We start from the raw sequence: 13,471 nt of genomic DNA, 5'->3' as shown, positions 1-13,471 counted from the left end.
ACCCATGGAGTTGGATCGTGATCACGAGGTCCCGCGACGGGATGACAAAGGCTGACCGGCAGGCAATAAAAAAGGCGCCGGGCAACTGGTAGACCAGTCGCGGGACGCCTTTGTCCGCTGATTCGCCGCCGCCGTTGGCGCGAATCGCATGAACTTACGTATAACAACGTTCGTGCCATCGCCGCCCTAAAGTCGCAACACGTTGTTCTGATTAATTAAACCTGGACGCTGATGCGGCGAGAGCGAAAGCGATACGCTTCGATCCTGCGCCATCGTGGGGCGCACCTCCCCGTTGTGTGGCATCACTCCGGCACTACCCCTCCAACCTACCCCGTAATTGCCCCCTTGCTGGCCAGGTAACTATTCACGCCCCCCTAGCGGGAGCGGTCCGGGAGTCCGAGACACGCCGTGAATCCATCCCTGGAGGCTAGCCTGCGGGTTCCCTCCGGCAGACGGTCTCGCTCTCCCGGCCCGCTCCCAGTGCCCAGCCAGGCTGGCAGGGTGAATGGTTACGCTCGCCAGCGGCGTCAAAGCGGTGCACGGACGGGCGACGATCCCCGAGAACGGCAGACCATGGTGCGTTCCGGGGTCCGTCAGCGCGGGGAAAACGCGTTGCCTGCGTGTGTTAGTGGCGATTAAACAATCGCTTGCAATTTGCCTTGGGAGATGGCGCGATCTCTGCTTGATATTAGCCAGTGCGCACCAATGCCGGTGCGAATCAACCCGGACAACGGCGTCCTGCTGCCCTGACACCAGCGCGGCACGACGCCTTTTTCGTGCCCGAGGTCGGGGCAGCCGAGCTTTCCGAGCAACGCTGACCGCACGAGGAGACCCGGGTGACCGTAACAAGCCTGCATTCCGCCGCTACCGCATCCACACCATCAGCAACTGACCTGACCCAACGCGTCCCGCCATCGCACCGCTCAGGGCGGAACGGCACAGGACGCCTCACTGCCCGGCGAATCGTCGCGCTGGCCGGGCTCGCGACCCTGGCGGGCCCCGTCTGGCCGGCTGATGCTCCGCCCCAACCGTGGAAAGCGGAGTTCACGGGACCGGCCGATTCGACCTTCCGCGTCGAATTGCATGAGCGCATTCGCGGCGAGTTCGTCGATTGGTTCGGGGATCCGGTCGTCAACGGGAACGCCATTCCCAAGGAGTCGACCTACAACTTCGTCGGCAACAAGTTCCAGCTCGGCGTCCGGGCCGCAAAGGGCCCGTTCGAGGTGTTCGCCCAATTCCAGGACACCACGATTGCGGCACTGCCCGAGAACGGCGTCGGGATCGGCGCCGCCTATTACGCGCAAACGCCGCACACGACGCAGCAGAGCGCGTTCCTGCGCCAGGGCTACGCCAAGTTCAAGTCCGACGGTTTCTCGATCACCGGCGGACGCCAGTTGTACTTCGACGCCGGACAGGGAGTCGCCCGCAACAAAAGCCTGAAGTGGATACAGGACTTCCGCTGGGCGCAGCGGCTGATCGGACCGTTCGAGTACACCCACGTCGGACGCAGCTTCGGCGGCGGTCAATTGGGTTATCAGACCGACGACTACGAGATCGGCGGATTCGCCTTCCTGCCGACCTACGGCGGCTTCGAGATCAACGGGATGCACGACATCAGCGGGATCAACGTCGCCGGCCTGACGGCCAATCTGAAGGACTCGGAAGCCGTTGGGAATACGCTGGCGCGCGTGTTCTGGACCTACTACAGCGACACGCGCGGGCTGGTCGCGACCGATAACCGCCCGGCCCCGGTGCGGGCCGCGACCCGCAGCGACCCGATCGAGATTCATACGCTGGGTGCGGCGGGTGCGCACCTCCTGCCCCTCGGGTCCGGCAACCTGGACGGCAGCTTTTTCGGCTACGGTCAGGTCGGCAAATGGCAAAACCTGGATCAGAACGCCTGGGCCTACGGCGTCGAACTCGGCTACCAATTCTCGGAACTCTGGAGCACCCCCTGGATCCGCGCCGGTATCAACAGCGCCTCCGGCGACCCGAATCCCAACGATGGAGAGCACCAGACGTTCTTTCAGATGCTGCCCACGGCCTGGCTCTACGCGCAGTTTCCGTTCTACAACATGATGAACAACCAGGACGTGTTCCTGCAGGCGATCTTTGCGCCGGACCCGAAAGTGAATCTTCGGGTCGACTTTCATTGGCTGACCGTCAACCAGAGCCGGGATCTCGTCTACTCGGGGAGCGGCGCCACGAGCAACACCTACTTCGGCTACAACGGGGCACCGACCGGGGGCTTCGACCAGTTGGCCTACACCGCGCACATGATGCTGAGCGTCAAGCCAGTGGACCATGTGACCGTCAACCTCTTTTACGGTCACGCCTTCGGCCAGAGCATCCTGAACGCGCAGTACACCGGCAATCAGGGGAATTACGGCTTCGTGGAAACGGTCCTGGCGTTCTGAACGCTGGGCCTCCCGTGCGGCATGCGCGGACGGGACACGTACCGCCCGATTGGGGCATTTGGCGGAAATTGCGGTGCAAATGGGGGGGGAACTGACAATGTTGATGCCGGCAGGGACGCCTTCCTGCCGCGTTCCGCGCCGGGCGGCGGAATGCCGCCCGGGTCCGTCAGCTCGGGCTTTCACGCCTCGTGCGGTACCCATGCCTAAGCATTTGGCGCAAGGCTTGCTTGACAATTGGCGATATCCTAAGTCATGCGAGCCAAATGAAGCCTCCGATACGACCCGAAGACACCCCTCCGACTCGACGCTATCCCCTGACCGCCCTGCCTCACCGCATGGCGCCCCCACCCACCGATACGCACCGCCTCCTCGTCCCACCGCCGTGCACTTCCGCGTTGAATTGGTGCGGCGCGCTTGATTGCACCGCGAACACCCTGGATCGCTGCTCTCGATCGGTCTCCCCGCGCAGCGGCACCCGGACCTCGGCGGGGTGTTCGGTTGCCGTGACGGCCACCCTGATCGTTCTGTTCGGCCTGCTGCAGATCGCCGACGGCATCGTGACCTACCTCGGACTCGATCAGTCCCTGGTGGACGAGGTGAACCCCATGTTGAACGCCTGCGCGTCGTTCTTCGGCCTTGGCTTGTCGATCACGGTGCTCAAGCTGGCCGGTCTGGCCTTCATCACCTTCCTGTTCTTCGACCGGCACAAGATGAAAAGCCGCTGGATCACCGCCACGCTGGGGACTGCCGTGAGCTTCTATGCCTGGGTCGTCGCAAACAACGTCAGCCTGGTGCTGGGCGCTTAACCCGCCCCGAAACGCGGCAGCGCGCCCTCACCGGGCCGGGCTGCTTTCAGCGGCGGCTGGGCGGCGGCGCTTCAACTGAACGGTCAGCGTGCGCACGAGTTCGTCCAGCCGCACGGGCTTGGACAGATAGACGTCGCAACCGGCCTCGATGCAGCGCTGTCGGTCGCCCGGCATCGCCAGGGCGCTCAACGCGATCACGGGTGTTTCCGCCAGGCACGGATCATCCGCGGCGCGGAGTCGGCGCGTGGCCTCGAGCCCGTCCATCACCGGCATCTGGACATCCATGACGATGACGTCGGGCCGCTCGGCTAGCGCAAGCGCCAGGGCTTGTTGGCCGTCCTCGGCGAGCACGGGAGCGAAACCCTTGAGTTCCAGGTACTCGCGGTAAATGTCACGGTTGATCTCATCGTCATCGACCAGCAGCACTTTTCCGCGCCCTGGAGGGGCCGGATTTGCTGCCGGTTCCGCCACGCGTTCACCCGACTCGGCGGCCGGCGCACTCGCGAGCGGCAGATGCACCGTGAAGCGACTGCCGACGCCCGGCCGACTGCTTACGGTGATGCGCCCACCCTGAAGCTCCGCGAGCCGTTGTGCCAGACAGAGTCCCAGCCCTGCCCCTCCATGACGACGAGCCAGCCGGCTGTCGAGCTGCACGAATGGCTGGAACAGCTTGGGGAGGTCCTCAGTCGCAATGCCGACACCGGTGTCCCAAACGGTGCACTGCACCTCGCCGCCCCCCGTTTCCTTCCGAACTTCCAGGCCGATTCGGCCGCCACCCGGCGTGAATTTGATGGCATTCCCCAGCAGGTTCAGCAGAATCTGCTTCAGACGGAGCGGATCGCCATGCACCCAGATCTGGGCATCTTCCGGAACGGTGATGTCGACCCCACGCTCGAGCGCGAGGCGCTGTATCGTCGCCAGTGCCGGTCGGTAGGCCTCGCGCAGCAGGAAGTCCTCCCTCACCACATCCGCCGTACCGGACCGGATTTTCGCCAGATCCAGGATGTCGTTGATCAACCTCAGCAGATGCCGGCCGCTGCTCTCGATGATCCCGAGCTTCTCCTGCTGCTCCATGTTCAGAGGACCATAGGCTTCCTCCTGCAGCGCTTCGGCGAGGCTCAACACGCCGGTCAGGGGGGTGCGCAGTTCGTGACTCATCGTCGCGAGGAACTCGTCCTTCATGCGGTCCGCTTCGGCCAGCGCCGCGTTGTCGGTCATGAGCCGCTCGTTCGCCCGGCGCAGCGCTTCCGCCCGCCGCTGTTCGTTAATGTCCTGCACGATCCCGAGGACACTGCCGGCGGAATTTCCATCTCCGGGCGCGAGTTCCCCATAAAGGTGCAACCAGCGTTCGGTGTCGGCGGTGCCGAGTACGCGAAAGTCCAGTTCGACTGACTCGGCCAGATGGGCGCAACGCTCGATCAGGTCGGAGAATCGACCGCGGTCATGGGGATGAACCTGCTCGCGCCAGCCGCCTAGGGTCGCTGTCTGGCTCGCACCGATCGGGAACAGGGCGAACAGTTCCGGCGAGCCCGTGACGGTGCCGGAGCCGAGATCCACTTCGTAATACGCGATTCGGGCCAACGACTGTGAGAATCCCAGCCGCTGATTCGCCCGCGCAAGCTCGGATGCCAGTTGGCGCAAGGACTCGGCCTCGCAGCGAAGCTGGAGGTTCGCCTCATCGAGTTCGCCGCTGAGGGTCTGCACGCGGCGGCCGAGTTGGAACGGGATGTAGACGAAAACAGGGCCGATCAAAAGCCCCGTCAGACCGCCGATCAGCAGGTCGATGGGTAGCACGCTGCCCTTGAGCAGCAGATCGAGCGCCGCGACCAAGCCAACCGCGCACAGCACGATGAGGCTGGCTGCGATAGTGACAAACGGAAGGGCACCAAGCCGCTGAAGCGCATCGAGCTTCATGGCCGAATTACCGGATCCGAAGCGAAGAGCATTTCGTGTCGGCCCGGGTCGCCGAACCCGAACGAACCATATCCCGGACTGAACGCCCCGGCGGCAAGCGCCCGGCCTGTCGAAAGATGCATGATCCCCCCGGATCATCACAACCCGCTTGATGGCAGCCGCCGTGTCGTCGCGGGCATGACGATCGAACGAAAATATGCAGTGGGTCGTTCGTGGCAGCACTGTTGCCGGAGCCGACATGGGACAATGCCGGTCGCCGGAGGCGTTGTCAACTCACTCGACCGCTCGGATGGCGCGGATGAACCGCCGACTTCGGCCTGCGCAAGCCACCCTCTGTCGAGGCACGGCATGCGCCGGAGCGGCCCGACAACCGGTGAACTATTGGGGATGCGCGCGTGCCGGACGATCGCCCGCCGGAAGCAAAGGGTCACGACGCAACGAATGGCCCGCGCTCCGGCCTGCGCGTTCGGCCGGCTTCGGTGCTCGGTGGGTCGCCCCCCCCACCCGTGGAGATACCCGCCATGGCTAACCGCATCCTGATCGGCACCGCGTCCTGGACCGACAAGACACTGATCGACTCCGGCCTGTTCTATCCGGCAACAGTTAGAACCCCGGAGGAACGGCTGCGGTTCTATGCCGCCCATTTCCCGCTGGTCGAGGTCGACAGCTCGTACTATGCGATGCCTTCCGCTCGCAACTCGGTACTGTGGTCGGCCCGGACACCGCCCGGCTTCGTGTTCGATGTGAAGGCCTTCCGGCTCTTCACCCAGCATCAGACGCCGCCGGCAGCGCTGCCAAGGGATATCCGCGAGGCCCTCGGTACGGTCGACAAAAAGAATCTCTACTATCGCGATCTGCCCGGGGAACTGCTGGACGAGTTGTGGCACCGTTTCCGCGAGGCGATCCGGCCGCTGCGCCACGACGGCAAACTGGGCGTCGTGCTGTTCCAGTTTCCGCCCTGGTTCGTGCATCGGGCGTCCAACCTGCAGCACGTCCTGGCCTGTCGGCAGCGCCTCGCGGACATCCCGATCGCGGTCGAGTTTCGGCATCGTTCATGGTTCGAGGCCCCGCACCGCGACACGGTCCTGGCCTTCGCGCGCGAACACGGCCTCGCGCACGTGATCGCCGACGAGCCGCAGGGTTTCGCGTCCAGCGTTCCGCCCGTCTGGGAAGTCACCGCCTCCGTTGCGGTCGTGCGGCTGCATGGCCGCAACGCGCTTACGTGGAATGCCAAGGGCCTGGCCTCGGCCGCGGACCGTTTCAACTACCGCTACGCCGAAAGCGAACTGCGTGAACTGGCGGACTCGATCCGCGAGCTTTCCCACCAGACCGGCCAGGTTCACGTGCTGTTCAACAACAACTTCAGCGATCAGGCGCAACGGAATGCAATGGAGTTGCAGGGCATGCTGAAGGCCTGATCGGCGGCAACGGACTCGCACCCCGGCAGGTGCCGTGTTACGTTACCGCGGGACGCCGGCCGTCGACGAACACCGGCTGCACGGTCCAGGGCCAGCCTGACGGCGGCCATACGAACGAACACGGCCTGGGCGCAGTCAATCCGCCTAGATTCATTGGGGAAGTAGCGTATGCCCACCGATTGGTCCGCGTTAATTGCGCTGGTCTTCACACTGGGTCTCAAGCATGGGGTCGACGCCGATCATCTCGCGATGATCGACGGTCTGACCCGCTATAACGCGCCGCTACGGCCGAGGCTGGCCCGCTGGTGCGGGTTGCTGTTCTCCTTGGGACACGGCGCGGTCGTCATCGCGATTTCGGTCTCGGTCGGCGCGTTGTCGAACCGCTGGGAGGTACCCGCCTGGGCGGCAGACACCGGCGCCTGGATTTCCATTGCGTTCCTGACGGTGCTGGGTATCGCGAACCTGCGCGCGGTGCTCTCGACGCCGCACCACCTCCACGTCCGGACAGTCGGACTGAAGAGCCGGCTGCTGGGCCGTTTCCAGCGCAGCGGCAGCCCGCTTCCGATCGCGTTGATCGGTGCGCTGTTCGCATTGTCCTTCGATACGCTGAGCCAGGCTTCGCTGTTCGCCCTGACCGCGACGCAGTACGGGGGGTGGATTCATGCACTGACACTCGGGGCGGTATTCACGCTGGGCATGCTGATCGCGGATTCGGCGAACGGGCTGTGGATTTCCCGCCTGATCAACCGCGCCGATCGCATCGCCCTGGTGGCTTCGCGGGTCATGGGTCTGACCGTGGCGGGCATCAGCCTGGGCGTTGCGTCCTTTGGCGCCGCGCGATACTTCGTTCCGGCGGTCGATTCGTGGGGCAACGGCAAGGAACTGGCTCTGGGCGGGAGCGTCGTTGCGGTCGTGGCATTGAGCTTCCTCGTGGCGAACTGGCTCTCGCGGCCGCAGGGCGACGCGTCGGCAACGATCCGGAACTGACGTGGCCACGGCGCGGAACCTTGGGAATTGGGACGGCCCCCGAACAGCCGCGCTGCTACTGGTGCTGAGCGGTGTCATTGCGGATACGGCTCAGGCTCGAACCGAAACCGGGCCGTTCGGCCGCGACGTGCCCGGGGGCACCGACAGCGACGCGACGCTGGCGAGAGATCCGCCGCTGTGGGACGACCTGGGGCGACTGACCCATCCGGTCACGACCGCCAACCCGCTGGCCCAGCGTTACTTCGACCAGGGACTGCGGCTGGCCTACGCGTTTAACCATGCCGAAGCGCGGCGCGCTTTTCGGGCGGCGCAACGACACGATCCGGGCTGCGCGATGGCGTTCTGGGGCGAGGCCCTGGTGCTCGGCCCGAACATCAATGCGCCGATGAACCCGACCGACGGGGCATCGGCGCTAACCGCCGTAGCGCAAGCGCGAGCGCGCGCGGCGACGGCCAGCCCCAGCGAGCAAGCCCTGATTGCCGCTTTGTCCACTCGTTATTCCGCCGACCCGAAGGCCGATCGGATCGTCCTGGATCGCGCCTACGCCGACGCGATGGCTGCGTTGACCGCGCGTTATCCCGATGACGACGACATCGCCGTGCTGGCGGCAGAGGCGCTGATGGACTTGTCGCCCTGGGATTACTGGCAGGACGGCGGCACCAAGCCCAAGGGGCACACCGAGCAGATCGTCGCGATGCTCCAACGCGTGCTACAGCGTAATCCCGAGCATCCCGGGGCCATCCACCTGTACATCCACATCGTCGAGGCCTCGACCGACCCGGGCCGCGCGGAACCCCATGCCGAGCGGTTGGCTGGCCTGATGCCCGGCGCCGGACACCTGGTCCACATGCCCAGCCATATCTTCTTCCGGGTCGGGCGCTACCGCGATTCCCTCGCCACGAACCAGGCGGCGGTCGCAACCGACGAGCGCTACCTCGCCCAGGCCAGTGCCAAGGGCATTTATCCCGGTGGCTACTATCCGCACAACGTGCATTTTCTGATGGTCTCGGCGCAGATGGCCGGCGACGGTCCAACCGCGCTGCAGGCGGCGGAAAAGCTGGCGCGTATGGCGGCGGAGGGACGGATGGCCGATGCGGCATGGGTGCAGCCGATCATGGCGGCGCCGTACTTCGTGCATGCGCAGTTCGGCGATGCGGGGACCGTCGCGAAAGTCGCCGATCCCGGCGACCGCCTACCCTACGTCAAGGCGATGTGGCTTTACCTGCGCGGCGTCACCGCAGTTCGACAAGGCGACTTTCCCGCCGCCGAAGCCGCCGCGGCGGCTATCGATGACCTGACCCGGAGCGGCGACTTCAATGCTCTGGAAGCGGCTGGTGTGCCCGGCAAGTCCGTGCTCGAACTGGCTGCGCACGTGGTGAGGGCGCGCCGCGCGCAGCACCGGGGCGACCTGGCGGGCGCGGTCTCGCAGTTCGAAGCGGCCATTGCGCTCGAAGACCAACTCCCCTACCTCGAACCCCCGTTCTGGTACTACCCGGTGCGTCAGTCACTGGGCGCCGCGAAGCTGCAATCCGGCGATCTCGAGGGGGCCATCGCGGCATTCCGGAAAAGCCTCGAGCAGGCACCGCAAAACGGCTGGACCCTGTACGGCCTGGCCGAGGCCTATCGACAGGCGGGGAAACGGGAGGACGCCGACGAAACACAAGCCCGGTTCCGGCGCGCGTGGCTGGGGCGGCAGGGTCCGCCGCGCTTGGACCAGCTCTAGGGACACCCTGCATTCATGCCACGCCTGCAGGGATACGCCGACTCCATGTAAATCCGGACGATATCGATTGACGGAGAACGCGGCGGCGCGATCACAGCTGGGCGCCAGGGCTCCGAACAAAACCCGGATGGCCGTCGTTCGGATGGTTCCTAGGTTGCCACCCGAGGCGCTGCGCCTCCGCCGATGGCGTTCAATGGCACCGCGCGGAGCGAGCGCTCCGCGCGGAAGGCTTCAACCTCCGCCACGCACGTTGCCGGCGACCACTGCAGGTGTCGCCCGAGAACGGCGGCAATACGGTCGACGACCGGATCGGGCAAGTCGCGCAACTCTGCCCAGCGTGTTCGGCGCCACAGAAAATCGTTGAGAGACAGCGCCATCTCCTGATGCACCGCGTACGCGGCCTCGGCATGGATCCAAGGCTCATCCGGAAGGACCCGCTCGCGGCCTTGCGGTTCTGCATCAGCCCAGCGGACCACGTCTGCATACGCTGCTCCGTAACGACCGGTCAGGTGGACCAGCTGATCGTGTGGCCAGGTGCCGTGCCGTTGCATGGCCTCGGCCAGCAGGGTCGGCATGTCCGCGAAGTTGCCGCCGGGCAGAGCGGACAGCTGCCGCGCCGGCGGCGTGCCCGCTCGCAGCGCCTGCCAGGCCGCACGCGCGGCCTGCTCCCCGGCCTGCCGTCCCGCGGTCAACTTGACGCCCGGCAGGGACCACAGCCAGGCCGAGTCCTTAACGAGGCGATGCGCGCGCGAGACGTGGAGGGTCGGCCCGTCGGCCCGGAGCAGCGGCCGGATGCCCCAGCGCAGGCCATGTCCGTGAGTGGCCAGATAGTCCCGCCGGGCCCGCGCGTCCGAACCGTCTGTCGATCGCGTGGCGGGAAATCGGCGGAATAATTCGCCGATCAACTGAAGGATTTCCGCGGTGCCCGGCCGGACGGCATCCGGCGGGCCCGGCTGCGGCGTGTCGGTGGTGCCGATCAGCGACCGGCGGCCGAACGGCAACACGAAGAACACTTGGCCCGGAACGCGGGTCGAGAAGATCAGCGGATCGTCCGCCAGACGATCGACGATCAAATGGATGCCGCTACTGTTCCGCAAAAGGGGCTGTTTCAGGCCGGCCAGTGTCCGAATCTGATCGATCCACGCGCCGGCAGCGTTGACGATCAGGCGCGCCCGCAGCGAAAACTGCTGCCCGGTGATGCCGTCGCGTAGGTGCACGCATGCCGAGCCTCGACGGGGTTCATCGAACGAAACCACGGTTGCGCGCGTGATCATCCTGGCACCCAACTCGGCCGCGCGCTGCGCAAAGCCGAGTGTGAAGCGCGCATCGTCCAGGCGCGCGTCGACGAAGTATTCCGCTGCGCCCTGCAGACCGTCTGACGCGAGCGTCGTTACCCGCTGCAGCACCTCGTCCCGATCCAGAATGCGCATTCGGCGCGTGATACCCGCACCGGTTCCGAGGGCGGCGAGCCGATAAAGCGCCTGATACACGGCCGTGCCCCAGCGCACCTGACGCAGACCGTACGCATCGTCCCGATAGACCGGAAACAGGAACGGAAACGGCCGCACGCAATGCGGCGCCAGACGCTCGAGCTGCAGTCGTTCCCGTGCCTCCCGGAGCACATAGCCAATCCGTCCCTGGGCGAGATAGCGCAGCCCGGCATGGGCCAGGCCCGTCGAGTGGCTGCTCGCCCCGGCCGCGAAATCGGCCCGCTCGACCAGCACACAGTCCAGACCGAGCAGCGCGGCATGCGCCGCCAGGCTGCATCCGACCACCCCGCCGCCGATGATAAGCACCTCGGCACACCGCGTCGCACTGACGTCGATCGCCCGCTGCCTTTCCACCCAGCTGAAATTCAAGCGCCCCCCGTCTCGGCCATGAGCAGAACAAACCAAATTGGGAATAGTCCAATTACTGTGAGTATCCAATCACTGCGCCCGAGGTGCAGTCCATGGCCGCCATCCACAGGCCGCGCGTCAACTCCCGTGTAGCCCCCAAACCGCATGGCTCGTTGCTGTCCCGGATCTTCGTGCGCCCCTGGCTGGCGACGGTGCGTCGCGGTCTGCCGTCCCTGTCCGCAACCGAGTGCGAGGCGCTGCAGGCCGGAAGCGTCGGCTGGGAAGCCTTGCTGTTTCAGGGCCGTCCCGATTGGCGGGCGTGGCTGGCAGAGCCCGCTGGAACGCTGACCGCGGAAGAACAGGCCTTCCTCGAAGGGCCCGTCGATACCTTGTGCGGACTCGTCGACGACTGGGCCGTTACCCGGAATCTGCATGACCTGCCCCCGCCGGTCTGGCGGCTAATGAAAGAACAGGGGTTCTTCGGGCTCGCGATCCCGAAGGTCTACGGCGGACGCGAATTCTCGCCACTCGCCCAGTCAGCGGTCGTGGTCAAGATCGCCTCGCGTTCGCTGTCGGCCGCCGTCACCGCGATGGTACCGAACTCCATCGGTCCGGCGAAGCTGCTGCTGCGCTACGGCACCGACGCGCAGCAGCGCCACTGGCTGCCGCGACTGGCCAGCGGGCGGGAGATTCCCTGCTTCGCGCTGACCGGCCCCACTGCCGGCTCGGATGCCTCGGCTATCCCCGACACCGGCATCGTCTGCCGGCGCGACGGACGGCTGGGTATCCTGCTGAACTGGGACAAGCGCTACATCACGCTGGGACCGGTCGCGACCGTGTTGGGGCTCGCTTTTCAGCTTCGGGATCCCGACCGGCTGCTGGGCGATGCGGAGGGCATCACGCTGGCCCTGGTGCCGGCCGATGCACCCGGCGTCGAGATCGGACGACGGCATCTGCCGCTCGATCAGGTGTTTCAAAATGGCCCCACCCGCGGCCGGAACGTGTTTATCCCGGTCGAGCAGATCATCGGCGGCCCCGACTATGCCGGACGCGGCTGGTTCATGTTGATGGAAACGCTGGCTGGCGGACGGGCGATTTCGCTGCCCGCCTTGGCCGTGGGCGCTGGCAAGCTCTGTGCCTTGACGGCAGGCAGTTACGCCGCCGTGCGCCACCAGTTCCATCACCCGATCGCTCGCTTCGAAGGCGTCGCCGAACGCCTGGGCCGCATCGCCGGCAATGTCTGGCTGGCCGAAGCTGCTCGGCATGTGACCGCCACGGCGAATGGCCGGGGCGAACATTCGGCCGTCGTGTCGGCGATGCTGAAGCAGAACCTGACCGAGCGGATGCGCGTCGTCGTAAACGACGCGATGGATGTGCTGGCCGGCAAGGGCATCATGCTGGGACCGCGGAATCTGCTGGGCCGCTTGTACGAAGCCGTGCCGATCGCGATCACGGTCGAGGGCGCGAACATCCTGACCCGCGGGCTCATCGTCTTCGGCCAGGGCTCGGTCCGTTGCCACCCGTACCTGCTCGCGGAGATGGATGCCGCCGCGAGTACCCGCGAAGAGGCCGGCGAGACCGCCTTTGCTGCCGCGCTCGGCGCGCATCTGCGCTACGTGCTCGGGACCCTCGGACGCGTGCTCGGTGCGGGCCGGTTCGGATGGATGCCGTCGGGGCCGACGCGGGCGCACTACCGCTCGATCAACCGGCTCAGCGCCGCCTTCGCGCTGGCCTCGGAAGTCGCCCTGCTGACGCTGAAAGGCACGCTGAAGCGGCGTGAAATGCTGTCCGGGCGCCTGGCCGACGCGTTCGCGCACCTGTTCCTGGCCGCCTGCGTGCTGAAGCGCTTCGAGGACGCCGGGCGACCGGAAGCCGAACGCCCGCTCGTCGACTGGTGCTGCCGGCATTGTCTGGCACAGACTGAAGCAGCGCTGGACGGCGTGATCGCCAATCTGCCGCACCGCGGCGCGGCCGTGCTGCTGCGCCTGTTGATTCTCCCGTTCGGACGCCGCTGTGCCGAACCCGCCGATCGCCTGACACTGCAGTTGGCCGACCTGCTGACGAACCCCGGACCGCTGCGCGAGCAACTGACTTGCGGCATCTACCGGCCAAACGGCGCGGAGGACGCGTTAGCGGTGCTGGAACGGGCGTTTGCCGCCAGCATGGCGGTGCAGGACGCTGAGCAACGGCTGCAACGAGCCGTGCACGAGGGGCGACTGGACCGCGCCGACAATGTGGCGCAGGCGGTCGCGAGTTCCATCCTGACACCCGCTGACGCCGTATTGATCGAAAAGGCTTCCCGGGCTGCCCGTGAAGCCGAGCGCGTCGACGACTTTCCGCCGGATCTCGGTAAGGAGGCGTGATGGCC

Annotated in this window: 8 protein-coding genes; 6 read left to right on the top strand and 2 right to left on the bottom strand. The window is 66.1% G+C overall.

Annotated features, from left to right (window positions below):
* The first annotated feature begins 836 nt into the window (after nucleotides 1–836).
* Together ACW73L_RS05940 and ACW73L_RS05935 are read left to right on the top strand one after the other, a co-directional pair.
* On the top strand, nucleotides 837–2,417 hold the full coding sequence (locus ACW73L_RS05940; RefSeq protein ID WP_498920670.1) for an alginate export family protein: 1,581 nt from the start codon (nucleotides 837–839) through the stop codon (nucleotides 2,415–2,417).
* A gap of 503 nt (nucleotides 2,418–2,920) precedes the next feature.
* Nucleotides 2,921–3,223 (top strand): DUF5658 family protein, encoded by a 303-nt coding sequence (locus tag ACW73L_RS05935; protein WP_129883838.1) that lies wholly within the window; start codon nucleotides 2,921–2,923, stop codon nucleotides 3,221–3,223.
* Nucleotides 3,224–3,250: 27 nt separating this feature from the next.
* Here the strand turns inward: ACW73L_RS05935 and ACW73L_RS05930 are convergent, their stop codons facing one another.
* The gene (locus ACW73L_RS05930) at nucleotides 3,251–5,137 is read right to left on the bottom strand and encodes an ATP-binding response regulator (RefSeq protein ID WP_498920668.1); all 1,887 of its coding nucleotides are present in this window, start codon (nucleotides 5,135–5,137) and stop codon (nucleotides 3,251–3,253) included.
* Nucleotides 5,138–5,658: 521 nt separating this feature from the next.
* Between ACW73L_RS05930 and ACW73L_RS05925 the strand changes: the two genes are divergently transcribed.
* From ACW73L_RS05925 to ACW73L_RS05915, 3 genes are all read left to right on the top strand, one after another.
* Nucleotides 5,659–6,555: a DUF72 domain-containing protein gene (locus ACW73L_RS05925; protein WP_498920667.1), complete on the top strand. Its 897-nt coding sequence runs from the start codon at nucleotides 5,659–5,661 to the stop codon at nucleotides 6,553–6,555.
* A gap of 168 nt (nucleotides 6,556–6,723) precedes the next feature.
* A complete protein-coding gene (locus ACW73L_RS05920) occupies nucleotides 6,724–7,542 on the top strand; it encodes a HoxN/HupN/NixA family nickel/cobalt transporter (protein WP_498920666.1) in 819 nt (272 codons plus the stop codon).
* Between the two features lies 1 nt (nucleotide 7,543).
* Nucleotides 7,544–9,265 carry a tetratricopeptide repeat protein gene (locus ACW73L_RS05915; protein ID WP_498920664.1) on the top strand — a complete coding sequence of 574 codons (1,722 nt, stop codon included), beginning with the start codon at nucleotides 7,544–7,546 and terminating at the stop codon, nucleotides 9,263–9,265.
* A gap of 149 nt (nucleotides 9,266–9,414) precedes the next feature.
* Here ACW73L_RS05915 and ACW73L_RS05910 read toward each other — a convergent pair whose 3' ends face one another.
* Nucleotides 9,415–11,124, bottom strand: a complete 1,710-nt coding sequence (locus ACW73L_RS05910; RefSeq protein ID WP_498920662.1) for a glycerol-3-phosphate dehydrogenase/oxidase — start codon at nucleotides 11,122–11,124, stop codon at nucleotides 9,415–9,417.
* 92 nt (nucleotides 11,125–11,216) lie between these two features.
* Between ACW73L_RS05910 and ACW73L_RS05905 the strand changes: the two genes are divergently transcribed.
* A complete protein-coding gene (locus tag ACW73L_RS05905) occupies nucleotides 11,217–13,466 on the top strand; it encodes an acyl-CoA dehydrogenase (RefSeq protein WP_129883844.1) in 2,250 nt (749 codons plus the stop codon).
* Nucleotides 13,467–13,471: the final 5 nt, after the last annotated feature.

It is taken from the genome of Methylolobus aquaticus, from assembly GCF_054172105.1.
This window is presented reverse-complemented; position numbering and strand designations above follow the sequence as displayed.

Coding starts and splice junctions, on each gene's coding strand:
- ACW73L_RS05920 (WP_498920666.1), top strand. CDS start 6,724: ATGCCCACCGATTGGTCCGCGTTAATTGCGCTGGTCTTCACACTGGGT.
- ACW73L_RS05905 (WP_129883844.1), top strand. CDS start 11,217: ATGGCCGCCATCCACAGGCCGCGCGTCAACTCCCGTGTAGCCCCCAAA.
- ACW73L_RS05930 (WP_498920668.1), bottom strand. CDS start 5,137: ATGAAGCTCGATGCGCTTCAGCGGCTTGGTGCCCTTCCGTTTGTCACT.
- ACW73L_RS05925 (WP_498920667.1), top strand. CDS start 5,659: ATGGCTAACCGCATCCTGATCGGCACCGCGTCCTGGACCGACAAGACA.